General features: G+C 60.6%; 25 protein-coding genes. 17 read left to right on the plus strand and 8 right to left on the minus strand.

Annotated elements, in window-relative coordinates; genetic code table 11:
- Nucleotides 1–66 precede the first annotated feature (66 nt).
- Both gcvT and gcvH read left to right on the plus strand, forming a co-directional pair.
- The gene (gene gcvT, locus HU742_RS00635) at nt 67–1,149 is read left to right on the plus strand and encodes a glycine cleavage system aminomethyltransferase GcvT (RefSeq protein WP_186643422.1); all 1,083 of its coding nucleotides are present in this window, start codon (nt 67–69) and stop codon (nt 1,147–1,149) included.
- A 51-nt stretch (nt 1,150–1,200) separates the two neighbouring features.
- Nucleotides 1,201–1,584: a glycine cleavage system protein GcvH gene (gene gcvH, locus HU742_RS00640; RefSeq protein ID WP_186643423.1), complete on the plus strand. Its 384-nt coding sequence runs from the start codon at nt 1,201–1,203 to the stop codon at nt 1,582–1,584.
- Nucleotides 1,585–1,671: 87 nt separating this feature from the next.
- Here gcvH and HU742_RS00645 read toward each other — a convergent pair whose 3' ends face one another.
- The 5 genes from HU742_RS00645 to HU742_RS00665 form a co-directional block, all read right to left on the minus strand.
- Complete coding sequence (locus HU742_RS00645) at nt 1,672–1,989, minus strand: DUF2388 domain-containing protein (protein ID WP_186633889.1); 318 nt, start codon at nt 1,987–1,989, stop codon at nt 1,672–1,674.
- A 68-nt stretch (nt 1,990–2,057) separates the two neighbouring features.
- A complete protein-coding gene (locus tag HU742_RS00650) occupies nt 2,058–2,507 on the minus strand; it encodes an NfeD family protein (RefSeq protein WP_186633892.1) in 450 nt (149 codons plus the stop codon).
- Between the two features lie 9 nt (nt 2,508–2,516).
- Nucleotides 2,517–3,437 carry an SPFH domain-containing protein gene (locus HU742_RS00655; RefSeq protein ID WP_186612132.1) on the minus strand — a complete coding sequence of 307 codons (921 nt, stop codon included), beginning with the start codon at nt 3,435–3,437 and terminating at the stop codon, nt 2,517–2,519.
- A gap of 124 nt (nt 3,438–3,561) precedes the next feature.
- Nucleotides 3,562–5,346 carry a type IV pilus assembly ATPase TfpB gene (tfpB, locus tag HU742_RS00660; RefSeq protein ID WP_186633895.1) on the minus strand — a complete coding sequence of 595 codons (1,785 nt, stop codon included), beginning with the start codon at nt 5,344–5,346 and terminating at the stop codon, nt 3,562–3,564.
- 150 nt (nt 5,347–5,496) lie between these two features.
- On the minus strand, nt 5,497–5,835 hold the full coding sequence (locus HU742_RS00665) for an ACT-like domain-containing protein (RefSeq protein ID WP_186633898.1): 339 nt from the start codon (nt 5,833–5,835) through the stop codon (nt 5,497–5,499).
- A 126-nt stretch (nt 5,836–5,961) separates the two neighbouring features.
- Here HU742_RS00665 and HU742_RS00670 point away from each other — a divergent pair, with 126 nt between their 5' ends.
- Entirely contained in the window at nt 5,962–6,432 is a 471-nt protein-coding gene (locus HU742_RS00670; RefSeq protein ID WP_186643424.1) for an Lrp/AsnC family transcriptional regulator, read from the plus strand.
- A 53-nt stretch (nt 6,433–6,485) separates the two neighbouring features.
- Here the strand turns inward: HU742_RS00670 and HU742_RS00675 are convergent, their stop codons facing one another.
- The gene (locus HU742_RS00675) at nt 6,486–7,853 is read right to left on the minus strand and encodes a CYTH domain-containing protein (protein ID WP_186643425.1); all 1,368 of its coding nucleotides are present in this window, start codon (nt 7,851–7,853) and stop codon (nt 6,486–6,488) included.
- Nucleotides 7,854–8,013: 160 nt separating this feature from the next.
- Between HU742_RS00675 and argE the strand changes: the two genes are divergently transcribed.
- From argE to HU742_RS00725, 10 genes are all read left to right on the plus strand, one after another.
- Nucleotides 8,014–9,171, plus strand: coding sequence for an acetylornithine deacetylase (gene argE / locus HU742_RS00680; RefSeq protein ID WP_186633907.1), 1,158 nt, complete (start codon nt 8,014–8,016; stop codon nt 9,169–9,171).
- A gap of 139 nt (nt 9,172–9,310) precedes the next feature.
- On the plus strand, nt 9,311–10,609 hold the full coding sequence (gene argA, locus HU742_RS00685) for an amino-acid N-acetyltransferase (RefSeq protein ID WP_186643426.1): 1,299 nt from the start codon (nt 9,311–9,313) through the stop codon (nt 10,607–10,609).
- A gap of 470 nt (nt 10,610–11,079) precedes the next feature.
- Complete coding sequence (locus HU742_RS00690; RefSeq protein ID WP_186633913.1) at nt 11,080–12,408, plus strand: OprD family outer membrane porin; 1,329 nt, start codon at nt 11,080–11,082, stop codon at nt 12,406–12,408.
- A gap of 279 nt (nt 12,409–12,687) precedes the next feature.
- On the plus strand, nt 12,688–13,326 hold the full coding sequence (locus HU742_RS00695) for a peroxiredoxin (RefSeq protein WP_186643427.1): 639 nt from the start codon (nt 12,688–12,690) through the stop codon (nt 13,324–13,326).
- A gap of 338 nt (nt 13,327–13,664) precedes the next feature.
- On the plus strand, nt 13,665–14,258 hold the full coding sequence (gene ssuE, locus HU742_RS00700; RefSeq protein WP_186643428.1) for an NADPH-dependent FMN reductase: 594 nt from the start codon (nt 13,665–13,667) through the stop codon (nt 14,256–14,258).
- A gap of 91 nt (nt 14,259–14,349) precedes the next feature.
- A complete protein-coding gene (locus tag HU742_RS00705) occupies nt 14,350–15,315 on the plus strand; it encodes a sulfonate ABC transporter substrate-binding protein (RefSeq protein ID WP_186643429.1) in 966 nt (321 codons plus the stop codon).
- Between the two features lie 24 nt (nt 15,316–15,339).
- Nucleotides 15,340–16,488, plus strand: coding sequence for an FMNH2-dependent alkanesulfonate monooxygenase (gene ssuD / locus HU742_RS00710; RefSeq protein WP_186643430.1), 1,149 nt, complete (start codon nt 15,340–15,342; stop codon nt 16,486–16,488).
- 7 nt (nt 16,489–16,495) lie between these two features.
- Nucleotides 16,496–17,278 (plus strand): aliphatic sulfonate ABC transporter permease SsuC, encoded by a 783-nt coding sequence (gene ssuC / locus HU742_RS00715; protein WP_186643431.1) that lies wholly within the window; start codon nt 16,496–16,498, stop codon nt 17,276–17,278.
- Nucleotides 17,275–18,081, plus strand: coding sequence for an aliphatic sulfonates ABC transporter ATP-binding protein (gene ssuB / locus HU742_RS00720; RefSeq protein WP_186643432.1), 807 nt, complete (start codon nt 17,275–17,277; stop codon nt 18,079–18,081). Before ssuC ends, ssuB begins: the two co-directional genes overlap by 4 nt.
- 25 nt (nt 18,082–18,106) lie before the next feature.
- Nucleotides 18,107–18,322, plus strand: a complete 216-nt coding sequence (locus HU742_RS00725) for a TOBE domain-containing protein (RefSeq protein ID WP_003177394.1) — start codon at nt 18,107–18,109, stop codon at nt 18,320–18,322.
- A 119-nt stretch (nt 18,323–18,441) separates the two neighbouring features.
- Here the strand turns inward: HU742_RS00725 and HU742_RS00730 are convergent, their stop codons facing one another.
- Complete coding sequence (locus HU742_RS00730) at nt 18,442–19,074, minus strand: TetR/AcrR family transcriptional regulator (protein ID WP_186643433.1); 633 nt, start codon at nt 19,072–19,074, stop codon at nt 18,442–18,444.
- A gap of 140 nt (nt 19,075–19,214) precedes the next feature.
- On the minus strand, nt 19,215–20,591 hold the full coding sequence (locus HU742_RS00735; RefSeq protein WP_186633933.1) for a glutamine synthetase family protein: 1,377 nt from the start codon (nt 20,589–20,591) through the stop codon (nt 19,215–19,217).
- 278 nt (nt 20,592–20,869) lie between these two features.
- On the opposite strand from HU742_RS00735, the gene HU742_RS00740 reads away from it, so the two are divergent.
- The 4 genes from HU742_RS00740 to HU742_RS00755 all read left to right on the plus strand — a co-directional run bounded on the left by HU742_RS00740 (nt 20,870) and on the right by HU742_RS00755 (nt 25,745).
- The gene (locus HU742_RS00740) at nt 20,870–21,646 is read left to right on the plus strand and encodes a gamma-glutamyl-gamma-aminobutyrate hydrolase family protein (RefSeq protein WP_186633936.1); all 777 of its coding nucleotides are present in this window, start codon (nt 20,870–20,872) and stop codon (nt 21,644–21,646) included.
- A gap of 40 nt (nt 21,647–21,686) precedes the next feature.
- Nucleotides 21,687–23,045, plus strand: coding sequence for a glutamine synthetase family protein (locus HU742_RS00745; protein WP_186612110.1), 1,359 nt, complete (start codon nt 21,687–21,689; stop codon nt 23,043–23,045).
- 57 nt (nt 23,046–23,102) lie between these two features.
- Complete coding sequence (locus HU742_RS00750) at nt 23,103–24,467, plus strand: aspartate aminotransferase family protein (RefSeq protein ID WP_186643434.1); 1,365 nt, start codon at nt 23,103–23,105, stop codon at nt 24,465–24,467.
- A gap of 165 nt (nt 24,468–24,632) precedes the next feature.
- Nucleotides 24,633–25,745 carry a polyamine ABC transporter substrate-binding protein gene (locus tag HU742_RS00755; protein ID WP_186633941.1) on the plus strand — a complete coding sequence of 371 codons (1,113 nt, stop codon included), beginning with the start codon at nt 24,633–24,635 and terminating at the stop codon, nt 25,743–25,745.
- Nucleotides 25,746–25,903: the final 158 nt, after the last annotated feature.

Consider the following 25,903-nt stretch of genomic DNA (forward strand, 5'->3'; position numbering starts at 1 on the left):
TTTTTCAGGCGTTCGGGCTGTGGCTGTACCCGTCCGCACCTTCGCCAAGCCCGGAAGGAGAAACCCATGGGACAGCGTACGCCTCTGTATGACCTTCATCTCGCCCTTGGCGCGAAGATGGTCGATTTTGGCGGTTGGGATATGCCCTTGCACTATGGCTCGCAGGTAGAGGAGCACCATCAGGTGCGTCGTGACTGCGGCGTGTTCGATGTATCCCACATGACCGTGATCGACGTGGCTGGTCCCCAGGCCAAGGCCTGGTTGCAGCGCTTGCTCGCCAATGATGTCGATCGCTTGCAGGACACGGGCCGTGCGTTATACAGCGCCATGCTCAACGAGCGTGGCGGCATCGTCGACGACATGATCATCTACCGGGTCGAGGACGGTTACCGGCTGGTGTTCAATGCTTCCACCCGCGACCAGGACCTGGCCTGGATGCAGGCGCAACTTGGCGAGTACGCCGTGCAACTGCACGAGCGCCCCGAATTGGCGATGCTGGCCATCCAGGGGCCGCAAGCTCGCCTCAAGATTGCCGAACTGGTCACGCAATCTCGCGGCCAGTTGATCCAGCAGCTCAAGCCCTTCGAAGGCCGCGCCGACGGTGACTGGTTCATCGCCCGTACCGGCTACACCGGTGAAGACGGTTTGGAAATCGTCCTGCCGGCCCATGAAGCCCCGAGTTTTTTCAACGACCTGGTGGGCGCCGGCATTCCGCCCATCGGACTCGGCGCCCGGGATACCTTGCGCCTGGAAGCCGGCATGAACCTCTACGGCCAGGACATTCACCAGGATGTTTCACCCTTGGCCTCGAACATGGCCTGGAGCATCGCCTGGGAGCCTGCAAGCCGCCAGTTCATCGGTCGCAGTGCCCTCGAAGCCGAACTCGTTGCCGGCGTGCAGGACAAATTGGTCGGATTGGTGCTCGAGGAGCGCGGCGTTCTACGCGCCCATCAGGTAGTTCGTATCGCCGATATTGGCGAAGGAGAGATCACCAGTGGTAGTTTTTCTCCTACGCTTAGCAAGTCGATTGCCCTGGCACGTGTTCCGATGGCTACCGCCGACCGTGCCGAGGTGGAAATTCGTGGCAAGTGGTACCCGGTACGGGTGGTCAAGCCGACCTTCGTCCGCCATGGCAAAACCCTGATCTAACCTTTTGCGGCGGGCCCCTGGCCGCTGACACTTCTCTTGAGGACACAGAATATGAGTGATATCCCTGCCGAACTGCGTTTTGCCGAAAGCCATGAGTGGGCGCGCCTGGAAGCCGACGGTACTGTCACCGTGGGCATCAGCGATCATGCGCAGGAAGCCTTGGGCGATGTGGTGTTTGTCGAGTTGACTGAAGTCGGTAAGGTTTTTGCTGCGGGCGATCAGGCCGGTGTGGTCGAATCGGTTAAAGCGGCTTCCGATATCTATTCCCCGGTTGCGGGCGAAGTGGTTGCAGTCAATGAAGAGCTGGGCGGAACGCCGGAATTGCTGAGCTCCGATCCCTACGGCGCCTGGATCTTCAAGCTCAAGCCAAGCGACAAGGCCGAGCTGGACAAGTTACTCGATGCGGCAGGCTACAAGGCTGCTATCGGCGAATAACCCACACAGGTTATTCAGCTCAGCCTTGGAATATCTTCAGGCAAAAAAATGCCGCTCAACCGAGCGGCATTTTTCATCGACCTGGAATCACTCCTGGGCGATGGCGTTTTTCGCCAGGATCGCGTTGGCCAGTTCCATGTCGGTGGCCTGCAGGCCTGGGTTGTCGGCACGGACTTTCTGCATCGCGGCTTCCAGATAAGGGCCACGAATACCGCCGTCGCTGGCGACGAAGCTGCCGGCGTCGTCCTGGGCGGCAACGATCAGCTTGTTATCCTTGAAGGTCAGGTAGGTGGAACCGGTGGTCGCACCGGACGAGATGACGTTACGCCAAAACGTGTCGGCCATTGCCGAGCCAACGGGAAGAGAAAGCAAGGCCAGGGTCGCGACAGCAAGTTTGAGACGCATGATAGGTGACTCCACAGGGTTAACTATGACGTTGGATTACCCACGCACTGATTCAGTTCCGTGACATGTCAGTCCGTCCGTTCGACTGTCAATATCGCGCCTTCCTGGGCAATTACCTTGACCCGGGCGCCAACGGGCGAATCGGGCCCCTTGGCCAGCCAGACGCCGTCGGCCACCTTGATCTTGCCGCGGCCGTCGACAATCGCTTCATGCACCAGGAAGGCCTTGCCGATGAGTTCCTGGCCACGCAGGTTCAGGTGCGGCTGATCGCTTTGACGAACAGCGCTGCGCTGGCGTCGCCACCAGTACAAGGCTGTCGCGATGGCGAACAGGCCGAACAGCAGGAATTGCATTTCCCAGGGCAGCTGCGGCAGGACGAACGTGAGCACCCCGACGGCGGCGGCTGCCATGCCGATCCACAGCAGGTAACCGCCGGCGCCAAACACTTCCAGGATCAGCAGGATGACGCCCAGCGCCAGCCAGTCCCAGTACGACATTTGCTGCAGGAATACCCACATACGCGCGCCTCAGGCTTTCTTGCTGTCGAAAGTGGCCCTGACGATTTCGCCGATGCCGCCCACTGCGCCGATGACCTGGCTGGCTTCCAGTGGCATCAGGATCACCTTGCTGTTGTTGGCCGAGGCCAGGCGGCCCAAGGCGTCGATGTATTTTTGCGCGACGAAGTAATTCACCGCCTGGACGTTACCGTCGGCGATGGCCTGGGACACCACCTGGGTGGCCAGGGCTTCGGCTTGCGCCTGGCGTTCGCGGGCTTCCGACTCAAGGAACGCAGCCTGGCGGCTGCCCTCTGCCTCGAGGATCTGCGCCTGCTTCTTGCCTTCGGCGGTCAGAATCGCCGCCGCTCGCAAGCCCTCGGCTTCGAGGATCTGGGCGCGCTTGATCCGTTCGGCTTTCATCTGCCCGGACATGGCGGCCATCAGGTCGGCCGGTGGGCTGATGTCCTTGATCTCGATACGCGTGATCTTGATGCCCCACGGCGCCGTGGCTTCATCGACGGTGCGCAGCAGTTTTTCATTGATACCGTCGCGTTGGCTCAGCATGGCATCCAGCTCCATGGATCCGAGCACCGTGCGAATATTGGTTTGCAGCAGGTTGCGGATGGCGTGTTCGAGGTTGTTGACCTCGTAGGCGGCCTGAGCCGTATTGACCACCTGGAAAAAGCACACGGCGTCGATCTGTACCGTGGCGTTGTCGGCGGTGATGACCTCTTGTGGCGGGATGTCCAGCACGCTTTCCATGACGTTGATCTTGCGACCGATGCGATCCATCACGGGAATGATGATGTTCAGGCCGGGCTTGAGCGTGTTGGTGTAGCGGCCGAACCGCTCGACTGTCCATTGGTAGCCTTGCGGCACGACCTTGAACCCCATGAACAGGATGGCGACCACGAGGCCGATAAAAAGTAGAAGTACGCTACCGATTTGCATGACTGTTCCCTGTGCGAATTAATGGACCTGCGAAGCCCCCAGTGTAGGGCAACCGGCCATTATCTTTGCCATGGTCCTTTCCGGTTTGTTTGTGGGACCTTTCCGTTCCTTCGCCGGACGGTGCCTACTTCTGCTCGCTCTGCGGCGTTACCCGCAACACTTCCTCGACGGTGGTCAAGCCCGCCGCGACTTTTTGCGCCCCTGAAAGTCGCAGGCTGCGCATGCCTTCCTTGAATGCCTGGCGGCGCACGGCCAGCAGGTCGGTGTCGGGGTGGATCAAACCTTTGACGCTGTCTGTCAGTTGCATGATTTCGTACACCCCGGCGCGCCCGCGATAGCCGGTGTCGCGACATTCCGAACAACCGACGGCTTGATGGGCGTTGGTGGGCAGGGGAGCCTGCCAGGGACGCGTCAGGGTTTGCCAGTCGTCTTCGTCCAGGGTCAAGGGCGACTTGCAATGCGGGCACAAGGTGCGGACCAGGCGCTGGGCCATGACCCCGAGCACCGTGGCCTTGATCAGGTAATGCGGCACGCCGAGCTCCAGCAGGCGGCTTATGGCACTCGGCGCATCGTTGGTGTGCAACGTCGATAGCACGAGGTGCCCGGTGAGTGCTGCCTGGATCGCCATTTCCGCGGTTTCGAGGTCACGAATCTCACCGATCATGATGATGTCCGGGTCTTGTCGCATCAGCGCGCGCACGCCCGCGGCAAAGGACAGCTCGATATTGTGCTGCACCTGCATCTGGTTGAAGGACGACTCGACCATTTCAATCGGATCTTCGATGGTGCAGAGGTTCACCTCCGGCGTCGCCAGTTTCTTCAGCGTGGTGTAGAGAGTGGTGGTCTTGCCGGACCCGGTGGGGCCCGTTACCAGGATGATGCCGTTGGGCTGGCGGGTCATGTCCTGCCAGCGCCGCAGGTCGTCGGCGGAAAAACCCAACTGGTCGAAATCCTTGAGCAGCACTTCCGGATCGAAAATCCGCATGACCATTTTCTCGCCGAACGCTGTCGGCAGGGTCGACAGTCGCAACTCCACTTCACCGCCGTCCGGGGTCTTGGTCTTGACGCGGCCGTCCTGCGGCTTGCGTTTCTCAGCGACGTTCATTCGGCCCAGGCTCTTGAGTCGGCTGATGATGGCCATCGTCACCTGGGGCGGGAACTGGTAGACAGTGTGCAGCACCCCGTCGATGCGAAAGCGCACGGTGCCTTGCTCGCGGCGCGGCTCGATGTGGATATCGCTGGCGCGTTGCTGGAAGGCGTACTGGAACAGCCAGTCGACGATGTTGACGATATGCGCGTCGTTGGCGTCCGGCTCCTGATCGCTGGCGCCCAGGTTGAGCAACTGTTCGAAATTGCTCAGGTTGCTCGGTTGCTGGTCGACCGTGGTGGCGCCGCTGACCGATTTGGCCAGGCGATAGAACTCTACGCTCAGGCGCTGGATATCCACCGGGTTGGCGACCACCCGCTTGACCGGCAGCTTGAGCACATGGGTCAGGTCCGATTCCCAACTGCTGACATAGGGCTGGGCACTGGCGACGGTGACGGCGTCGCGATCGACCGCCACGGCGAGGATCTTGTGACGTTGCGCAAAGGCATAGGACATCAGCGGCGTAACGGCCGCCACGTTGATTTTCAACGGATCGATGCGCATGTAGGGCTGGTCGGCCTGCTGGGCCAGCCACAGGGTCAGGTTTTCCAGGTCCAGGCGCTTACCGGGGCGACTGAGGTCGTCGAGGTGCTGGTTGGCAATGAATTCCAACGGGTGCAACTGGCTGTTGGCGTTATGGCGCCGGCGGGCGTTAAGCGCTGTTTCGGCTGAATCCTGGCTGATGATGCCCTGGGCGACCAGTTGGCGCAGCAGATCGTTGAGGTCCAGCCAGCGATCCTGAGTGGCGTGTTTGGTGGACATGAGCGTTCGAGTTCCTATTGGACAATTGCAGCAAAGCCGCGAAGCAGACGCTTCGGCATTCCGGCTTGTTCTGCAAAAGAATAGTCCCGACCCTATGGACCGTTGGGCCACTACCCGACCAATGCGTTTCCAATTTTTGCCCCGAGGCCCTCAACCGACCGCTTGAACCGGTCCGCCCAGCGCAATCTCGGCGTCTTGTACGTCCACCGAACAGATGCTGATTAAGTTACGCAATTTTTCAGCCAGCACTTGGGCACGGTGCCAGCTCAGGCCGCCCAGAAGAACTTCCATGGACAGCAAGTCGTCGTGACGCTGGATCTGCGCAGCCTCAAGTGTCAGGCCCTGCAAGGCAAACAGGTTTAGCACCCGGCACGGCAAGTCCGGCTCGGCTTCGCCCTGCAGCTGAAATTGAACGCGACAATGCGCGTTGGCGGTGTGCCAGACATCGGCGCGGGTCGGGGCTGTTGCGACGGTTTCGAATGAAGGCATGTGCGATCTCCTGAAGTGCGGAAGAAATGTTTACATGCGCGGCGGGGTATTTCTTATCTAAGATGCGTAAGATTCCTAAAATTATGAATTGGCCAAGTCCATAGTTGGATAATTACGGGTTTATCTATGCAAATTGAGCTGGACGCCTACGACCGCAGGATATTGGCGCTGCTGCAAGAGGATGCATCCCTGTCCAGCGCGCAGATCGCCGAGCAGGTAGGTTTGTCCCAATCACCTTGTTGGCGGCGGATTCAGCGGATGAAGGAGGAGGGGGTCATACGTGGGCAAGTGACGCTTCTGGATCGCAAGAAAATTGGCCTGAACACGCAGATTTTCGCCGAGATCAAGCTCAACGCCCATGGCCGCTCGAATTTCACCGGGTTCACCGAGGCGATCCGTGGCTTTCCCGAGGTGCTGGAATGCTACGTGCTGATGGGATCGGTGGATTTCCTGCTAAGGATTGTCACGGCGGATATCGAGGCCTATGAGCGATTCTTTTTCGAGAAACTGTCGATGGTGCCGGGGATTCAGGAAGTGAATTCGATCGTGGCGCTGTCGGAGATCAAATCGACGACGAGCTTGCCGGTTATGCGCTGACCGGCCGTTTTTGTGGCGAGGGAAGCAAGCTCCCTCGCCGCAGTTTCAGCGCATCACAGGCGCAACAAAGTCTTCCAGGCCCGATTCTGATACACCGCAATAGCCTGCTGCTTGCGCGCATCCAGGGTTTCGTCGGTGATCGGCTCGTTGGCCAGTTGCGCCAATTTGTTCAGTTCGCCATAGAGGCGGTCCATTTCCGGGATTTCCAACACTTGGCGAGCATGGTGAAGCCAGGCCTGGATGCGCTCGATGCGTGGCAATTGCTCCGCGAGGTCTTCCGGTTGCTGCTGGTAACGTTGCAGTTGCAGCGACGAGGCCTCCTCGCTCAGCAGGCGTGGCAGCCAGCTGGCCAGTTGCGCGGCGCCCTGGCGATCGCCACGGGTGTTGCGGCCGGTGGTCCAGCTACGGGCCAGCAGCCAGCGTGAAGCGTTCAGCGAAAAGAGGCCCCAACGTGGGTCTTGCAGCTCTTCGAGGAACTGTTCCGGCGCTGCCTTGCGCACGTCTTCGTCATCCAGCCCAGCCTGGACCAGCGGACGCCAATCTTCCAACAGCGCATCCAGGGCGACGCGCAAGTCGTGGGTCGATTGGCGCGGCGCGGCCTGGCCAAGGCTGCTGAGCAAGGCGCGCAGTTCGGCGAGGTTCTCCACCCAGTCCTGCAACAGTCGCCAATGGCCGTTGAAGCGATATTGCTCGGCCAGGCGCTGGCTGCTGCCGAGCAAATGCCAGCTCAACGCGGCGAAGGCGTCGTCCAGCGGTGTCTCGCCGGCCAGTTGCGGGGCAGGCAGGCTCAGGGCGTAACTGCTGGCGTCATGCAGGCGATAGCCACGTTCGGCCTTGCTGATGTCGCAAGGCATCAAGGGCAGGGTGGCGGCCAGCTCGGCGGCGAGTTCCAGCAGGGCAGCCGGCTCGCCTTCGCGCAATTCCAGCTCAAGCTCGCAGATTTCTTCCTTTTGCTTGCCGACTACGACGTGACCCAGGTCCAACGCGGCTTCGATGACGACTTTGCTTTTGCCACGGCCCCAGGCGATCTCGGCGCGTTCGCGGACGAAATCCGTGGTGAAGATCGGCTTGAGGGTCTTCTTGTCCAGTTCGGCCAGCGCCTCTGGCCAGCATTCGCCTTCCAGCTTCTTGATGTCGAGCTTGGCCTTGGCCAGGTGCCAGTCGTATTCGTTACGCTCGGACAGGCCGGCGATGCTCTGGCCGCGGGTCTTGAGGGTCTGGATCACCTCTTCGCCGTCGCGACGCAGGCGCAGGGCGACTTTGGCCCGGGCCAGGTCACGCTCCGGCGTGTCGAAGTACTGGTTCATCAGTTCGTGGCGTTCCCAGCCACTCTTGTTGCGCTTTTTCAGCAGCGGATGCTCGCGCAGCGCTGCCAGGGTCTCGCGGCTGACGCGGAGTTTGATTTCGGTTTCTTTCTGCATGGCCGGAAAATCCAGGGATCAGGTGCGCAGCCGGGGGAAGGTGTGGCTGCCAAGGTCGTGCAGTGTACAGGACTCGTCCGTCCTACGCGCCGCGACGGTTCCTTCCTGACTCCCGATGGTTCTATGATGGACGTCAAATTGGTATGCCCCGGAGCCAGCGATGCCTTTGCCATCCATGAAAGATCAGTTCGCTGCCCTGATCGCCGCGCCTTCGGTCAGCTGTACCCAGCCAGCGCTGGACCAGTCCAATGCTGCCGTGATCGAACTGTTGGCGGGCTGGCTCACCGAGCTTGGATTTTCCTGTGATATCCAGCAGGTCAGCCCCGGCAAGTTCAATCTCCTGGCCAGTTTCGGTACCGGCCCCGGCGGGCTGGTGTTGGCCGGGCACAGCGACACGGTGCCGTTCGATGGCGCGCTGTGGCAGACCGATCCCTTGAAGCTCACCGAGGTCGATGGGCGTTGGGTGGGCCTGGGCAGTTGCGACATGAAGGGCTTCTTTGCCTTGGCCATCGAAGCGGTCAGGCCTTTGCTGGATCAACCGTTCAAGCAACCGTTGCTGATCCTTGCCACGTGCGACGAAGAAAGCTCCATGGCCGGCGCCCGTGCCCTGGCCGACGCAGGACGCCCGCTGGGGCGCGCGGCGGTGATCGGCGAGCCCACGGGTCTCAGGCCAATCCGCCTGCACAAGGGGGTGATGATGGAGCGCATCGACATCCTCGGGCGCAGCGGCCATTCCTCCGACCCGAGCCTGGGCCATAGCGCCCTCGAAGCGATGCACGACGCCATGGGCGAGCTGCGCGGTTTGCGCCTGCAATGGCAGCGGGAATTCCGTAACCCTCAGTTCACCGTGCCACAGCCGACCCTGAATTTCGGCTGCATCCACGGCGGTGACAACCCCAATCGGATTTGCGGCCAGTGCTCCATGGAATTCGACCTGCGGCCCTTGCCGGGCATGGACCCGCAAGTTCTACGGGCGGCTATCCAGCAGAAGCTCGATCCGATTGCCGAGCGTCACAAGGTCAGGATCGACTATGCGCCGCTGTTTCCCGAAGTGCCGCCATTCGAGCAGGCCGAGGATGCGGAATTGGTCCGGGTCGCCGAACGGCTCACCGGTTATCGCGCCGAAGCAGTGGCGTTCGCTACCGAAGCGCCTTATCTTCACCGTCTTGGCTGCGAAACCCTGGTGTTGGGTCCCGGCGATATTGCCTGTGCCCACCAGCCCGGCGAATACCTTGAAATGTCACGTTTGCAACCTACCGTAGAGTTGTTGCGCCAGTTGATCGGGCATTATTGCCTGACACCGGCCACGGCCGATTAAATTGCCCGCCTGCGGGCCCGTATTTCATCTCATGAGGAGAGCGCGCGTGTCGCCAAGCCTGTTCCGACGATAACCACCAGCCCGCTGTGCGTTCCGCTTCGTCTTTATTTCGGCTGTTATTTATTACAGGCCCAGGTTCATGCCCGAATACGTCAATTGGCTTCGTCACGCTTCGCCCTATATCAATGCCCACCGCGATTGCACCTTCATCGTCATGCTGCCTGGCGATGGGGTGGAGCATCCCAACTTCGGCAACATTGTCCATGACCTGGTGCTGCTGCACAGCCTCGGCGTACGCCTGGTGCTGGTTCATGGTTCGCGCCCGCAGATCGAAACCCGCCTCGCTGCCCGGGGCCTGACACCGCATTATCATCACGGCATGCGCATCACCGATGCCGCCACGCTGGAGTGCGTGATCGACGCGGTCGGGCAGTTGCGCATCGCCATCGAGGCGCGCCTGTCCATGGACATGGCGTCCTCGCCGATGCAGGGCTCGCGGCTGCGGGTCGCCAGCGGCAACCTGGTCACCGCGCGGCCGATCGGCGTGCTTGAAGGGGTGGATTATCACCACACCGGCGAGGTGCGTCGGGTCGACCGCAAGGGCATCAATCGCCTGCTGGACGAGCGCTCCATCGTGCTGCTGTCGCCGTTGGGCTATTCGCCCACCGGCGAAATCTTCAATCTGGCCTGCGAAGACGTCGCCACCCGGGCGGCCATTGATCTGGCGGCCGATAAACTGCTGCTGTTCGGTGCCGAACAGGGATTGATCGGTGAAGATGGCCGGCTGGTTCGCGAGTTACGGCCGCAGCAGGTCCCGGCCCACATGCAGCGCCTGGGCAGCGACTACCAGGCCGAACTGCTGGACGCGGCCGCCCAGGCTTGCCGTGGCGGTGTCGCGCGCAGCCATATCGTCAGCTATGCCGAAAACGGCGCGTTGCTGGCTGAGCTGTTCACTCGGGACGGTAGCGGCACGCTGGTTGCCCAAGAGCAATTCGAAGTGGTGCGCGAAGCGGCCATCGAGGACGTCGGCGGCTTGCTCGACCTGATCAGCCCGCTGGAGGAGCAAGGAATCCTGGTGCGTCGCTCTCGCGAAGTGCTGGAGCGTGAAATCGAACAGTTCAGCGTGGTCGAGCGCGAAGGCATGATCATCGCCTGCGCGGCGCTGTACCAGATCGCCGATTCTGACGCCGGGGAGTTGGCCTGCCTGGCGGTGAACCCGGAATACCGCCACGGTGGCCGGGGCGATGAATTGCTGGAGCGGATCGAAACCCGGGCCCGTGCCAAGGGGCTCAAGACCCTGTTCGTACTCACGACCCGAACCGCCCACTGGTTCCGTGAGCGGGGCTTTGAACCCAGTAGCGTCGAGCGCCTGCCAGCGGCGCGAGCGTCGCTTTACAACTACCAGCGCAACTCGAAAATCTTCGAAAAAACCCTGTAGCTGATTGTTCCAAACCTTCGCGCGACCGCGATCTTCTTGATTTCAGACAATGAGCAGCTAGTCTGGAACACGTCAAGATCGCGGCATGCCGAGCCGTCGTGATCCTGATCGGCGCCATTGGAGGCGTCGGAGCCTATCTCGCCGCCAGGATTCGCGGACCTCGCAAATGCCCATAAAACACCATTCAGTATTCCTCGACGTCGCCGATAAGCCTTGTCACGGCTTGATGACGCTTTGATGGCATCCATATGTCGAAACGAGCTGAAAACTGTTGAAACAATTCTTTTTGGATTTATAAAGAATCCATTATTCTTCGGGCCGGTGTCGCGGGGCTAGACCATGGTCGTAGTCCGAAAGGGTTGCGGTTGACTTGCCAGTCACGGTCTGGCGCTAATCGCGCATCCGCGGATTCCGGGCGTTCGAACCGGAACCAACGACACACAAGAATTAGAAAACGAGAGGAGCGAAACATGAAGAAGTCCACCTTGGCCATGGCAGTGGCCGTTGGGGTATTGGCGCAGCAAGCAGGCGCCGCCGGTTTTATCGAAGACAGCAAGGCGTCTGTTAGTTCTCGTACCATGTATTTTGACAACGATAACCGTGAAGGCGCCGAAGATCAGCGTGAGGCGGCGACCGGCCTGAAGTTCGATTACAAGTCCGGCTTCACTCAAGGTGTCGTTGGTTTTGGTATCGATGCCCAAGCGTTGGTTGGTCTTCACTTGGATGGCGGTAAAGGCCAGCGCCCAGCAGACAACAACTCTTTCTCGCCTAGCGATTCCGACGGTTCGGCGGAACACAGCTGGAGCCGTGCGTCGGGCAATGTGAAGGCGCTCTTCTCCAAGACCGAGGCACACCTGGGGGGGGCTCTGCAGCCTAACCTGCCGATCCTGGTCGCCAACGATGGCCGCCTGCTGCCGCAAACCTTTGAAGGTGGCACCATCACCTCCAAGGACTTGGACAACGTGACGTTCAATGCCGGTCAACTGGAACACGCCGTTGGCCGTGCCGGGACTAACAGCACCGGCTTGGCGGTCAACGGTGGTACTGAAGAAAGTAACCAGTTCCGTTATGCCGGTGCTGATTGGAAGGTCACCAAAGACCTGACCCTGCAGTACTACTACGCCAACCTGCAGGATTACTACAAGCAACACTTCCTGGGCGCAGTACACGTGTTCCCGATCAGCGAAGGCCAGTCGTTCAAGACTGACCTGCGTTACTTCGACAGCAGCTCGGACGGCCGCAACGGCGACGCGGGCTACAGCTTCAACAACAACGGTGGCTATGCCAAGACCCCGGGCGAGGTCGATAACAAGACCTGGAGCGCCATGTTCACGTACACCCTGGGCGGTAGCGCGTTCCTGTTGGGTCACCAGCAAGTGGGCGATGACGGTGGCTTCGTCTACATGAACCAAGGCAGCCTGCTTAACGACAACGGTCGCAACGAAGGCGCGGGTGGTTCAAGCTTCTACCTGTTCACCGACAGCATGATCCATCAGTTCGTTCGTGCAGGTGAGAACACCACGTTTGGTCAGTACTCGTACGACTTCACTGGCTTGGGCGTTCCTGGCCTGAAGGCAGCGATTGCCTATCTGCACGGCGATGACATCAAGTCCGCCACCGGCGGAAGCGAAACTTCCGAGTGGGAACGCGACATGCGTCTGGACTACGTTGTCCAGCAAGGTTCGCTCAAGGGCTTCGGCGCTACCCTGCGTCATGGCTCTTACCGTGGCAGCAGCACCGGTATTGACGACCAGGATCAGACCCGCCTGATCTTCAACTACACTTACAACTTCATGTAAGACGTAGCGAAGTAAAAAAGCCCCGCCCGGCATCACGCCGGGCGGGGCTTTTGCGTTTCGGGTCTGGCCCACCCCTGTAGCCTTCCCCGAACCTTCTCCTCTTTTCAGCAACTCGAGGCCTTCTCGAACCTCGGGGTGATCTTCGGCTGCTATGCGCAATGACGCCAGTGAACAGTTTCTTATATTCGCTAAAAGTATAAAGAACTGAGTATTCATTCTTTTTCAAAAAATCAAAACCGGTGCACAGTTGGGCTCACAAAACCAACCAGGAGCCGAACCATGAGCCTCAGACTTGGCGACATCGCCCCCGATTTCGAACAGGATTCCAGCGCCGGCACGATTCGCTTCCACGAATGGCTTGGCGACAGCTGGGGCGTGCTGTTTTCCCATCCGGCGGACTTCACGCCGGTGTGCACCACCGAACTGGGCCTGACCGCCAAGCTCAAGGACGAATTCGCCAAGCGTGGGGTCAAGGCCATCGCTCTCTCGGTAGACCCGGTGGACTCGCACCACAAGTGGATCGACGACATCAACGAAACTCAGAATGCCGTGGTCAATTTTCCGATCCTGGCCGATGCCGACCGCAAGGTGTCGGACCTGTACGACCTGATCCACCCCAACGCCAGTGACACGTTGACCGTGCGTTCGCTGTTCGTGATCGACCCGAACAAGAAAATTCGGCTGACGATCACCTACCCGGCCAGCACCGGCCGCAACTTCAATGAAATCCTGCGCGTGATCGACTCCTTGCAACTGACTGACAACTACAAAGTTGCCACGCCGGCCAACTGGCAGGACGGCGACGAAGTGGTAATCGTGCCGTCGCTCAAGGATGAAGAAGAACTCAAGCGGCGCTTTCCCAAGGGCTATCGCGCTGTGAAGCCTTACCTGCGCCTCACACCGCAGCCCAACAAGTAGAGCTTCGGATTCCCCGATGATGATCGTTCCAACGCTCTGCGTGGGAACGCCTCAACGGACGCTCCGCGTTCGGCTTTGGGACGCAGAGCGTCCCTGGCTGCATTCCCACGCAGAGTGTGGGGACGATCACAGCAGTTTGATCTTTTCTGTGCACCAAGGGTTTTGGCCGTTTCTACGGCCTTTTTTTATTGCATCAAGGAAGTAAACCGCATAGCTCAAAATCGCATAACCAAATGAATAAATATGATTTAAAGATATATAAATCCACTGTTATGGTTTGCTCCATACAGCGAGATCGCCCACCGCGAATCGCAAGTGAGATTTAAGGAAGGATTGGCATGTTGGTTGTCTCGCTCGGTGGCAGTCCCAGCCAGCGCTCCCGTTCAGGTGTGCTGTTGGAGCGCTCGCAACGTTGGTTGCAGCAGCAGGGTGTGGAGGTGGTGAGCTACCAGGTGCGGGATTTTCCGGCCGAAGATTTGCTCCATGCCCGCTTCGACAGCCCCAAGGTGGTGGACCTGCTTGCCCAGATTGAAAACGCCGATGGGCTGTTGATCGCAACGCCGGTTTACAAGGCATCTTTTTCCGGTGCATTGAAGACGGTGCTGGACCTTCTGCCAGAACGGGCCCTGGCCCATAAGGTGGTATTGCCCATGGCCACGGGCGGTAGCATCGCCCACATGCTGGCGGTGGATTACGCCCTCAAGCCGGTGTTGTCAGCGCTCAAGGCCCAGGAAATGCTTCACGGGATTTTTGCCGAAGACAGTCAGATCGCTTACGGCGAAGGCAGTGCCCAGGCGCAATTGGCGCCGGCCCTGCAACAGCGCTTGGATGAGGCACTGGAACAGTTTTTCAGCGCCATGGCCCGTCGGCCCAGGCCGTTGGACCCGCACGTATTGAACGAACGTTTGCGGAGTGCTCACTGGAGCATTTGAACCCGAAACACCCCTGATTCAACTCACCTTACTCAGCCGTCAACGGCCAAGCAGGTGCAGCCAAAACCCCACAGCAAAAAGGAGAGGCGCCATGCGCACTGTCATTTTGCGTCGCGGGCTGGTCGCTCTGTTTGCTGCGGCTGTGTCCTTCGGCGCCATCACCCAGGCTCAAGCCGAAACCTTGCGGATCGGTTATCAGAAGTACGGCACGCTGGTGCTGCTCAAGGCCAAGGGCACGTTGGAAAAACGCCTCGCAGCCCAAGGGGTGGACGTGCAATGGACCGAGTTCCCCGGCGGCCCGCAGCTGCTTGAAGGCTTGAACGTCGGCTCCATCGATTTTGGCGTGACCGGTGAAACCCCGCCGGTGTTCGCCCAGGCCGCGGGCGCCGACCTGCTCTACGTCGCTTACGAGCCCCCGGCGCCAAACAGCGAGGCGATCCTGGTGCCAAAGGGTTCGCCCATCCAGTCGGTGCAGGACCTCAAAGGCAAGAAAGTCGCGCTGAACAAAGGCTCCAACGTGCATTACCTGCTGGTTCGTGCACTCGAAGACGCCGGCCTCAAGTACACCGATATCCAGACCGTTTTCCTGCCGCCGGCCGACGCCCGTGCCGCGTTCGAACGCGGCAGCGTGGACGCCTGGGTCATCTGGGATCCGTACCAGGCTGCCGCCGAACAACAGTTGCAAGCGCGCACCCTGCGCGACGGCAAGGGCATCGTCGACAACCACCAGTTCTACCTGGCCACCAAACTCTATGCGCAGAAAAATCCCCAGGTGATCACGACGCTGGTGGAAGAAGTGCGCGCGGTGGGGGAGTGGTCCCAGGCCAATCCTGAAGAGGTGACCCAGCAGGTCTCGCCGCTGCTCGGCCTGCCTGCCGACATCACGCTCACTTCCGTCAAGCGCCAAGGCTACGGGGCGCTGTTTCTCACCCCGGAGGTGGTGGCGGCGCAACAGAAAATCGCCGACAGCTTCTACCAGCTCAAATTGATTCCCAAGCCCTTGCACATCAAGGACGTGATCTGGACGCCGCCGGCGGCCGTTGCGAACGCGCAGTAATTCGATCCCTTAGGAGACCACTCCATGAGCCTCAATATTTTCTGGTTCCTGCCCACCCACGGCGATGGCCATTACCTTGGCACCGCTGAAGGCGCTCGCGCTGTTGATCACGGTTATCTGCAACAAATCGCCCAAGCGGCGGATCGGCTGGGTTTCGGCGGAGTATTGATCCCCACTGGTCGTTCCTGCGAAGACTCCTGGCTGGTGGCCGCTTCGTTGATCCCGGTGACCCAGCGCCTGAAGTTCCTCGTTGCCCTGCGCCCCGGGATCATTTCCCCGACGGTAGCGGCGCGGCAGGCCGCGACCCTCGACCGGTTGTCCGGCGGGCGGGCGCTGTTCAACCTGGTCACCGGTGGCGACCCGGACGAACTGGCCGGCGATGGGCTTTTCCTTGATCACGAACAGCGCTATCAGGCATCGGTGGAATTCACCCGCATCTGGCGGAGAGTGTTGGAAGGCGAGACCGTGGACTACGACGGTGAGCACATCAGTGTGAAGGGCGCCAAATTGCTCTATCCGCCGATCCAGCAACCGCGTCCGCCGCTGTATTTTGGCGGCTCGTCCGAAGCTGCCCAGGACCTGGCCGCCGAGCAGGTGGAAATGGTCCTTACCTGGGGCGAGCCACCGGCCGCCGTCGCGGAAAAAATTGCCCAGGTGCGAGCGAAGGCGGCGAAGCTGGGGCGCACCGTGCGCTTCGGCATCCGCCTGCATGTGATCGTGCGTGAAACCAACGCCGAAGCCTGGCAAGCGGCGGATCGGTTGATCTCTCACCTGGACGACGAAACCATCGCCCGCGCCCAAGCGTCCCTGGCGCGTTTCGACTCGGTGGGCCAGCAACGCATGGCCGCGCTGCACGGTGGCCGGCGCGACAAATTGGAAGTCAGCCCCAACCTGTGGGCCGGCGTCGGCCTGGTTCGCGGCGGTGCCGGCACGGCGCTGGTGGGCGATGGCCCGACCGTGGCCGCGCGGGTCAAGGAGTACGCGGACCTGGGCATCGACACCTTCATCTTCTCCGGTTATCCACATCTGGAAGAATCCTATCGGGTGGCGGAGCTGCTGTTCCCGCACCTGGACGTCGAGCGTCCCGAGCTGCCAAAGAGCCAAGGCTACGTGAGCCCGTTCGGTGAAATGGTCGCCAACGACATCCTGCCCAAAGCCGCGTCCCAGAGCTGAGGCGGCCATGAAGAAAATCATCCACAACCTCGCGCCCTGGGTGGTGCCGCTATTGTTGGTGGCGGTGTGGCAATTGTCGGTATCGGCGGGCTGGTTATCCACGCGAATCCTGCCGGCGCCGTCAGCGGTGATCGAGGCCGGAGCGAGCCTGGTGCGCAGCGGCGAAATCTGGACGCACCTGGCAATCAGCGGCTGGCGAGCCGCGGTCGGCTTTTTGATTGGCGGCGGCCTCGGCTTGGCGCTGGGCTTTATCACCGGCCTGTCGAAATGGGGCGAACGACTGTTGGACAGCTCCGTGCAGATGGTCCGGAACGTCCCGCACCTGGCGCTGATTCCACTGGTGATCCTGTGGTTCGGCATCGATGAGTCAGCGAAGATTTTCCTGGTCGCGCTGGGCACGCTGTTCCCCATCTACCTCAACACTTACCACGGCATCCGTAACGTCGATCCGGCGCTGGTGGAGATGTCGCGCAGCTACGGCTTGTCCGGCTTCAGTCTGTTTCGCCAAGTGATCCTGCCGGGCGCCTTGCCTTCGATCCTGGTGGGCGTGCGGTTTGCCCTGGGTTTCATGTGGCTGACGTTGATCGTGGCGGAAACCATCTCGGCCAGTTCCGGCATCGGCTATCTGGCGATGAATGCCCGGGAATTCCTGCAGACCGACGTGGTGGTGCTGGCGATTCTCCTGTACGCCGTACTCGGCAAATTGGCCGACCTTGCTGCCCGTGGCCTCGAACGGGTCTGGCTGCGCTGGCACCCGGCGTACCAAGTGAACAAGGGAGGTGTCGCATGACCGCCCAACAACCGCCGCGCCTGCTGCGGGGTATTCCGCTGGCGGTGCGCAATCTGCAGAAGACGTTTGGCTCGCGCCAAGTGCTGCGTGACATTGATTTGCACGTTCCGGCTGGGCAGTTCGTCGCGGTGGTCGGTCGCAGCGGCTGCGGCAAGAGTACGTTACTGCGATTGCTGGCAGGCCTCGATCAACCAACGGGCGGCCAGCTGTTGGCCGGTTCGGCGTCGCTGGATGCTGCACGGCAGGACACGCGGCTGATGTTCCAGGAAGCGCGTCTGCTGCCGTGGAAAAAGATCATCGATAACGTTGGCCTTGGGCTCAAAGGCAACTGGCGGCCGCAAGCCTTGCAGGCGCTGGAGGCCGTAGGGTTGGCTGATCGCGCCCATGAGTGGCCGGCGGCGTTGTCCGGCGGGCAGAAGCAGCGGGTGGCCTTGGCCCGCGCGCTGATCCATCAACCGCGCCTGTTGCTGCTCGATGAGCCCTTGGGCGCGCTCGATGCGCTGACTCGGATCGAGATGCAGCAATTGATCGAACGCCTGTGGCAGCAACACGGTTTCACCGTACTGCTGGTGACTCATGACGTCAGTGAAGCGGTGGCAATTGCCGACCGGGTGATCCTGATCGAAGACGGCCAGATCGGCCTCGACTTGGCCATTGACCTGCCACGGCCACGTGCTCGCGGCTCCCATCGGCTGGCGAGCCTGGAAACCGAAGTGCTCAATCGCGTGTTGTCCTTGCCCGGCCAACCGCCGGAGCCCGAACCCGTTTCACCCTTGCCCACGCAGTTGCGGTGGGCGCAATAACTTCATCCAGACAGGAATCGACACCATGACTATCAAAGCCATCAACGTACGCAACCAGTTCAAAGGCACCATCAAGGAAATCGTCGAAGGCGATGTGTTGTCGGAAATCGACGTGCAGACCGCTTCGGGCATCGTTACCTCAGTCATCACCACCCGCTCGGTCAAGGAGCTGGAACTGGCGATTGGCAGCGAAGTGATTGCCTTCGTCAAATCCACCGAGGTGTCTATCGCCAAGTTGTAAGCGATGCTTCTCCCACAGCCCCGGACGGCGTGAGCCCTTCGGGGCTGATCGTTCCCACGCTCTGCGTGGTAACGCCTCTACGGACGCTCCGCGTTCGGCTCTTGGGCGCGTGCTAACGATCAATCAGAGCGCTTGGGCAAATACGGTGGCAGATACAGCCCCAGGTACGCATCGAACACGCGCATGCCTTCCTCGGCCATGCGCGGGGTGATCTGCCCGTGTTGCTGCACCGAGCGGGCGTAGACGCGGTCGCCCAGTTCCATCGCCAGCGCGAACACATCGACGTCGTCGGGCAGGGCCGGCAATGCGAAGTGGCGGTCGAAAAGCTTATGCATCAAGTCGCTCAGCTCGAGGTCGTGCTGACGGTCGGCCTGGGTGACTTCGGTCAGGCCATGCTGGGCCAGGATCAACTGACGCGCGGCGGCGTCGTCGCTGTAGATCATCAGCATCCGCTGCTCCACCAGCCGCGACAAGTCGTGCCAGTGGTTCAGCGCGGCGTGGTCGATCGGCGCTTGCAGGCAGGCGCGGAAGGCTGCGTGTACATCGGCGGTGAGGGCTTCGAGCAGGGCCGGGACGCTGGCGAAAAAGTGATACACGGAGGAGGGTGGGATCCCGGCGCGCTCGGCGACGCTGTAGATCGACAGGCTGGCCACGCCTTCGGCGGCGAGCAGCGTACGGGCGGCGTCGAGAATCGAGTCGATCCGGGCCTGGCTGCGGGCGCGAGGTTTGCGTGGGGTGGCGATGCGCGTCATGGAGGTCTCCTGCGGGGCTGCCGGGCATTGTACGCAGAGCGGGAGGCTGGTCCATATCTTGTGCTGAAAGGATTTTCTGTGCAGCCAAAAAAAACGCCGCAGTCCCGAAGGCCTGCGGCGTTTCTTTTTACTGCAACCACTTACACGGTATGCAGGTACCAGTTGTATTCAAGGTCGGAGATGGAGTGTTCGAATTCCTCCAGCTCGCTTTCCTTGCAGGCCACGAAGATATCGATGTATTTCGGATCGATGTACTTGGCCATGACTTCGCTGTCGTCCAGCTCGCGCAGCGCATCGCGCAGGTTGTTCGGCAGGCTTTGCTCGTTCTGCTCGTAGCTGTTGCCTTCCACCGGCGCGCCGGGCTCGATCTTGTTGACCAGGCCATGGTGCACGCCCGCCAATACCGCCGCCATCAGCAGATAAGGGTTGGCATCGGCGCCGGCGACACGGTGTTCCAGGCGCACGGCATCGGAAGAACCGGTGGGTACGCGCAGGGCTACGGTGCGGTTGTCCAGGCCCCAGGTCGGCGAGTTCGGCACATAGAACTGTGCACCGAAACGACGGTAGGAGTTGACGTTCGGGCAGAGGAAAGCCATCTGCGCGGGCAGGGTCTCGAGCACACCGCCGATCGCGTGACGCAGCGCGGCGTTCTGCTCGGGATCCTCGCTGGCAAAGATATTGTTGCCTTCTTTGTCCAGGATCGAGATGTGGACGTGCAGACCGTTGCCCGCCTGGCCCGGATACGGCTTGGCCATGAAGGTGGTGTCCATTTCATGGTCGTAGGCGATGTTCTTGATCAGGCGCTTGAGCAGGACCGCGTAGTCGCAGGCCTTGATCGGGTCGGCGACGTGGTGCAGGTTCACTTCGAACTGCGCCGGGGCACTTTCCTTGACGATGGCGTCGGCGGGAATGCCTTGCTCCTTGGCACCTTCGAGGATGTCCTGGAGGCAATCGACGTATTCGTCGAGGTCGTCGATCAGGTAGACCTGGGTCGAATGCGGGCGCTTGCCGGAGATCGGCGAGCGAGGCGGTTGCGGGCGGCCATTCACGTTCTCCTGGTCGATCAGGTAGAACTCCAGCTCGAACGCCGCGCAGATGGTCAGGCCCATCTCATCGAACTTGGCCACGACCTGGCGTAGCACTTCACGCGGGTCGGCGAAGAAAGGTTCGCCTTCGAGTTCGTGCATGGTCATCAACAGTTGCGCAGTCGGGCGCTTCTGCCAAGGCTCGTTGCACAGGGTGTCAGGGATTGGATAACAGATCCGGTCGGCATCGCCGATGTCCAGGCCCAGGCCGGTGCTTTCCACCGTAGAGCCATTGATATCCAGGGCAAATAAAGAGGCCGGCAGGTTGATGCCTTTCTCGTAAACCTTGTGGAGGCTGGTGCGTTCGATGCGCTTGCCGCGCACCACACCATTCATATCCGCAATCAGAAGGTCAACGTACAGAACCTCAGGATGTTCCTTAAGGAACGCGTTCGCTTCGTTAAGCTGAACGGCACGCGGGGGTACCGACATGATGCAACACCTTTGTTGTTAAAAATATCAATCATTGATTGCTTTGAAAGCCAGTCAACCCGAACGGCATGCCGAAGTCAAGCGGGGCCGTTTTTGCCCTAAAAAAGCACCTGTAGGGGTTTTTTGGGGCAATTTTGGGCGTTTTTTGCCTTTCAAGCGGCTTGCCGCCCGCAGGCTTGAGCGGGCCGTGTTGTATTTTTTACGGGGGTGTTGTGTAAAAAAATGAACAAGGCTAAGCTCGATTCAAACCCATAACAGCAATAATACCGGGGTGCTTCATGTCTCGCCTGCCGTTAATCGGCGTCACCACCTGTTCCAAGCAGATTGGTTTGCATGCGTATCACACCACCGGCGACAAATATGCCCGGGCCGTGGCAACGGCCGCCAAGGGCCTGCCCGTGCTGATCCCCTCGATGGCAGACCTGTTTTCACCGTCCGATATTCTGGACGCCCTGGACGGTATTCTCTTTACCGGCTCCCCTTCCAATGTAGAACCTTTTCACTATCAGGGCCCGGCCAGCGCGCCAGGCACTGCTCATGATCCTGCACGGGACGCCATCACCCTGCCGCTGATCCGTGCCGCTGTCGATGCGGGCGTCCCGGTGCTCGGCATCTGCCGCGGTTTCCAGGAAATGAACGTTGCCTTTGGCGGCAGCCTGCATCAGAAAGTTCATGAAGTCGGAACCTTTATCGATCATCGTGAAGACGACACCCAGCCAGTTGAGGTCCAGTATGGTCCTGCCCATGCTGTGCATATCCAGCCCGGCGGCGTTCTCGCGGGCCTGGGCTTGCCGCCGATGATCGACGTCAACTCGATCCACAGCCAGGGCATCGAGCGTTTGGCACCGGGGCTGCGGGCCGAAGCACTGGCGCCGGATGGCCTGATCGAGGCGCTCTCGGTTGCACAAGGCAAGGCTTTTGCTTTGGGTGTGCAATGGCATCCTGAATGGGCGGTAGGCGCTAATCCGTACTACCTTGCGATTTTCCAGGCATTTGGCGATGCCTGCCGAGCAAGGGCAACACAACGCGACGCCGATGCGTCAAACAACGCCTGACTACTAATAGCAGCCAGGAAACTCACGCCTAGAGGCATTTATGAGTAACAACCTCGACCAGCTCACCGATTGGTTGAAAGACCACAAGATCACAGAAGTCGAATGCATGATTGGCGACCTCACCGGCATTACCCGGGGCAAGATCTCGCCGACCAACAAGTTCATTGCCGAAAAAGGCATGCGCCTGCCCGAGAGCGTTCTGCTCCAGACCGTGACGGGCGACTATGTCGAAGACGACATCTATTACGAACTGCTCGACCCGGCCGACATCGACATGATCTGTCGCCCGGATGAGAACGCCGTGTTCCTTGTGCCCTGGGCCATCGAGCCCACCGCCCAGGTCATCCATGACTCCTACGACAAGCAAGGCAACCCCATCGAGCTGTCGCCGCGCAACGTGCTCAAGAAGGTGCTCAAGCTCTATGCGGACAAGGGCTGGCAGCCGATTGTCGCGCCGGAAATGGAGTTCTACCTGACCAAGCGCAGCGACGACCCCGATTTTCCTCTGCAGCCACCCATCGGCCGCTCCGGCCGGCCGGAAACGGGTCGCCAGTCGTTCTCCATCGAAGCCGCCAACGAATTCGACCCGCTGTTCGAAGACGTGTACGACTGGTGCGAATTGCAGGAACTGGACCTCGATACCTTGATCCACGAGGACGGCACCGCGCAGATGGAAATCAACTTCCGTCACGGTGACGCGCTGTCCCTGGCCGACCAGATCCTGGTGTTCAAGCGCACCATGCGCGAAGCGGCGCTCAAGCACGACGTGGCCGCCACCTTCATGGCCAAGCCCATGACTGGCGAGCCGGGCAGCGCCATGCACCTGCACCAGAGCATCATCGACAAGGACACTGGCAAGAACGTCTTTTCCAATGAAGACGGAACCATGAGCGAACTGTTCCTGAACCACATCGGTGGCTTGCAGAAGTTCATCCCCGAGTTGTTGCCGCTGTTCGCGCCGAACGTCAATTCGTTCCGCCGCTTCCTCCCCGACACCTCGGCGCCGGTGAACGTGGAATGGGGTGAAGAGAACCGCACCGTGGGCCTGCGCGTGCCGGATGCCGGGCCGCAGAACCGCCGGGTGGAAAACCGCTTGCCGGGCGCCGACGCCAACCCGTACCTGGCGATTGCCGCCAGCCTGCTGTGCGGCTACATCGGCATGGTCGAAGGCATCAACCCGAGCGCGCCGGTGGTGGGCCGCGGCTACGAGCGCCGCAACCTGCGCCTGCCGCTGACCATTGAAGATGCCTTGGAGCGCATGGAAAACAGCACCACCATCGAGAAGTACCTGGGCAAGAAATTCATCACGGGCTACGTCGCGGTCAAGCGGGCCGAGCATGAAAACTTCAAGCGCGTCATCAGTTCGTGGGAGCGGGAATTCCTGCTCTTTGCCGTCTGATGCGCCGGGCGGGGCTGCCATGGGCCCCGCCCCCAATGGAATAAAAGGAGAATTCGCATGACCCGCAACAATCCGCAAACCCGTGAATGGCAGGCCCTGAGCAGCGATCATCACCTGGCACCGTTCAGCGACTTCAAGCAGCTCAAAGAGAAAGGCCCGCGCATCATCACCCACGCCAAGGGCGTGTACCTCTGGGACAGCGAAGGCAACAAGATCCTCGACGGCATGGCCGGCCTCTGGTGCGTGGCCGTCGGCTACGGTCGCGATGAACTGGCGGACGCCGCCAGCCAACAGATGCGCGAACTGCCCTATTACAACCTGTTTTTCCAGACCGCCCACCCGCCGGTACTGGAACTGTCGAAGGCCATCGCCGACATCGCCCCGGAAGGCATGAACCACGTGTTCTTCACCGGCTCCGGCTCCGAAGGCAACGACACCATGTTGCGCATGGTCCGCCACTACTGGGCGATCAAGGGCCAGCCGAACAAGAAAGTCATTATCAGCCGCAAGAATGGCTATCACGGCTCAACCGTGGCCGGCGCGAGCCTGGGCGGCATGACCTACATGCACGAGCAAGGCGACCTGCCGATCCCGGGCATCGTCCACATCGCCCAGCCATACTGGTTCGGCGAAGGCGGCGACATGAGCCCCGAATCGTTCGGAATCTGGGCCGCCAACCAACTGGAAGAAAAGATCCTCGAGATCGGCGTGGACAACGTCGGCGCTTTTATTGCCGAGCCGATCCAGGGCGCCGGCGGCGTGATCGTGCCGCCGGACAGTTACTGGCCGCGCATGAAGGAAATCCTCGCCAAGTACGACATCCTGTTCGTGGCCGACGAAGTGATCTGCGGTTTCGGGCGCACCGGTGAGTGGTTCGGTACCGACCATTACGGGTTGAAACCGCACATGATGACCATCGCCAAGGGCCTGACCTCGGGCTACATCCCCATGGGCGGCCTGATCGTTCGCGACGACGTGGTCGCGGTGCTCAACGAAGGCGGCGACTTCAACCACGGGTTCACCTACTCGGGTCACCCGGTGGCCGCGGCGGTGGCCTTGGAAAACATCCGCATTCTGCGCGACGAGAAGATCATCGAGCGTGTCCACAGCGAAACGGCACCCTATTTGCAGCAACGCTTGCGGGAACTGAACGATCATCCGTTGGTAGGTGAAGTGCGCGGCGTCGGTTTGCTGGGGGCGATCGAACTGGTCCAGGACAAGGCCACGCGCAAACGCTACGAAGGCAAGGGCGTGGGCATGATCTGCCGGCAGTTCTGCTTCGATAACGGGCTGATCATGCGCGCGGTGGGCGACACCATGATCATTGCGCCGCCGCTGGTGATCAGCAAGGCCGAGATCGATGAGCTGGTGGCCAAGGCGCGGCAATGCCTGGACCTGACCCTCAGTGCTTTGCAGGGCTAAGTGCTAGGCTCTGAGCGAGGTGCCGGCATGGGCCTCGCCCGGTGGAAACAAAAGGCTGGGCTTTGGTTGAAAGCCTGCCCTGTAACTTGCCAGACTACCGACTGTTCAAGTTGCCCGCGAGCCGGCTACTGAACGTGGCTAAAAAGAATAACTGGAGCATCATCCATGAAGGCATTAGGTATGAAGATAGCTGGCAAGACCCTCCTCGCCATGTCCCTGATGGGCATGATGGCGGGCGCCGTCCAGGCGGACGACAAAGTGCTGCACGTCTACAACTGGTCCGACTACATTGCGCCGGACACGGTCGCCAAGTTCGAGAAGGAGACGGGGATCAAGGTCGTCTACGACGTCTTCGACAGCAACGAGACTCTCGAGGCCAAGCTGCTGGCGGGCAAGTCCGGCTATGACGTAGTGGTGCCGTCGAACAATTTCCTGGCCAAGCAGATCAAGGCCGGCGTCTATCAGGAGCTGGACAAGTCCAAGCTGCCTAACTGGAAGAACCTCGACACTGACCTGCTCAAGGCCGTTGGCGATGCCAGCGACCAGGGCAACAAGCATGCCTTCCCCTACATGTGGGGCACCATCGGCATCGGCTACAACCCGGAGAAGGTCAAGGCTGCACTGGGTGTCGACAAGATCGATTCCTGGGACACCCTGCTCAAGCCCGAGAACATCGCCAAGCTCAAGGGCTGCGGTGTGAGCTTCCTCGATTCGCCGACCGAAATGATTCCGGTGGCGTTGCACTACCTGGGCTACCCGACCGACAGCCAGGACAAGAAGCAACTGGCCGAGGCCGAAGCGCTGTTCCTCAAGCTGCGTCCGTCGATCGGTTACTTCCACTCGTCCAAATACATTTCGGACCTGGCCAACGGCAACATCTGCGTCGCCGTGGGCTACTCGGGTGATATCGAACAATCCAAGAGCCGTGCTGCCGAAGCGGGTGGCAAGGTGAAAGTGGCCTACACCATTCCGAAGGAAGGTGCCGGTTCGTTCTACGACATGGTCGCCATTCCCAAGGATGCCGAAAACGTCGAGGCCGCTTATAAGTGGATGAATTTCATCATGCAGCCGGAAATCATGGCGGAGATCACCGACAACGTGCGTTTCCCTAACGGCAACAAGGCCGCCACGCCTTTGGTGGACAAGGAAATTTCGGGTGACCCGAGCATTTATCCGTCGGACGAAGTGAAGGCCAAGCTGTACGCCATCGCTGACCTGCCGTCGGCGACCCAACGGCTGCTGACCCGCAGCTGGACCAAGATCAAATCCGGTAAATAAGCCGGCTTGAAGCAGTCTCCCGTTGTCGCGGTCATCGCGACGGCGGCAACGGGAGCAATTAAATAACTAAAAGTTTTGCTGGATCGGTTTATCGAGGGTAAGTTGCGCGCCGGTTTTGTTGCAGGGCACATCGTGGTCCGGCAACGGGGGCAACTTGG

Source organism: Pseudomonas marvdashtae (assembly GCF_014268655.2).
Classification (GTDB): domain Bacteria; phylum Pseudomonadota; class Gammaproteobacteria; order Pseudomonadales; family Pseudomonadaceae; genus Aquipseudomonas; species Aquipseudomonas marvdashtae.

Bases quoted from the DNA above. Each gene is read 5' to 3' on its own strand.
- gcvT (WP_186643422.1), top strand. From the start codon at position 67: ATGGGACAGCGTACGCCTCTGTATGACCTTCATCTCGCCCTTGGCGCG.
- HU742_RS00665 (WP_186633898.1), bottom strand. From the start codon at position 5,835: ATGCCTTCATTCGAAACCGTCGCAACAGCCCCGACCCGCGCCGATGTC.
- HU742_RS00725 (WP_003177394.1), top strand. From the start codon at position 18,107: ATGACTATCAAAGCCATCAACGTACGCAACCAGTTCAAAGGCACCATC.
- HU742_RS00650 (WP_186633892.1), bottom strand. From the start codon at position 2,507: ATGTGGGTATTCCTGCAGCAAATGTCGTACTGGGACTGGCTGGCGCTG.
- ssuE (WP_186643428.1), top strand. From the start codon at position 13,665: ATGTTGGTTGTCTCGCTCGGTGGCAGTCCCAGCCAGCGCTCCCGTTCA.
- HU742_RS00740 (WP_186633936.1), top strand. From the start codon at position 20,870: ATGTCTCGCCTGCCGTTAATCGGCGTCACCACCTGTTCCAAGCAGATT.
- HU742_RS00745 (WP_186612110.1), top strand. From the start codon at position 21,687: ATGAGTAACAACCTCGACCAGCTCACCGATTGGTTGAAAGACCACAAG.
- HU742_RS00730 (WP_186643433.1), bottom strand. From the start codon at position 19,074: ATGACGCGCATCGCCACCCCACGCAAACCTCGCGCCCGCAGCCAGGCC.
- HU742_RS00750 (WP_186643434.1), top strand. From the start codon at position 23,103: ATGACCCGCAACAATCCGCAAACCCGTGAATGGCAGGCCCTGAGCAGC.
- argA (WP_186643426.1), top strand. From the start codon at position 9,311: ATGCCCGAATACGTCAATTGGCTTCGTCACGCTTCGCCCTATATCAAT.
- HU742_RS00690 (WP_186633913.1), top strand. From the start codon at position 11,080: ATGAAGAAGTCCACCTTGGCCATGGCAGTGGCCGTTGGGGTATTGGCG.
- HU742_RS00755 (WP_186633941.1), top strand. From the start codon at position 24,633: ATGAAGGCATTAGGTATGAAGATAGCTGGCAAGACCCTCCTCGCCATG.
- HU742_RS00695 (WP_186643427.1), top strand. From the start codon at position 12,688: ATGAGCCTCAGACTTGGCGACATCGCCCCCGATTTCGAACAGGATTCC.
- argE (WP_186633907.1), top strand. From the start codon at position 8,014: ATGCCTTTGCCATCCATGAAAGATCAGTTCGCTGCCCTGATCGCCGCG.
- ssuC (WP_186643431.1), top strand. From the start codon at position 16,496: ATGAAGAAAATCATCCACAACCTCGCGCCCTGGGTGGTGCCGCTATTG.
- ssuD (WP_186643430.1), top strand. From the start codon at position 15,340: ATGAGCCTCAATATTTTCTGGTTCCTGCCCACCCACGGCGATGGCCAT.
- HU742_RS00705 (WP_186643429.1), top strand. From the start codon at position 14,350: ATGCGCACTGTCATTTTGCGTCGCGGGCTGGTCGCTCTGTTTGCTGCG.
- HU742_RS00670 (WP_186643424.1), top strand. From the start codon at position 5,962: ATGCAAATTGAGCTGGACGCCTACGACCGCAGGATATTGGCGCTGCTG.
- HU742_RS00645 (WP_186633889.1), bottom strand. From the start codon at position 1,989: ATGCGTCTCAAACTTGCTGTCGCGACCCTGGCCTTGCTTTCTCTTCCC.
- gcvH (WP_186643423.1), top strand. From the start codon at position 1,201: ATGAGTGATATCCCTGCCGAACTGCGTTTTGCCGAAAGCCATGAGTGG.
- HU742_RS00655 (WP_186612132.1), bottom strand. From the start codon at position 3,437: ATGCAAATCGGTAGCGTACTTCTACTTTTTATCGGCCTCGTGGTCGCC.
- ssuB (WP_186643432.1), top strand. From the start codon at position 17,275: ATGACCGCCCAACAACCGCCGCGCCTGCTGCGGGGTATTCCGCTGGCG.
- HU742_RS00735 (WP_186633933.1), bottom strand. From the start codon at position 20,591: ATGTCGGTACCCCCGCGTGCCGTTCAGCTTAACGAAGCGAACGCGTTC.
- tfpB (WP_186633895.1), bottom strand. From the start codon at position 5,346: ATGTCCACCAAACACGCCACTCAGGATCGCTGGCTGGACCTCAACGAT.
- HU742_RS00675 (WP_186643425.1), bottom strand. From the start codon at position 7,853: ATGCAGAAAGAAACCGAAATCAAACTCCGCGTCAGCCGCGAGACCCTG.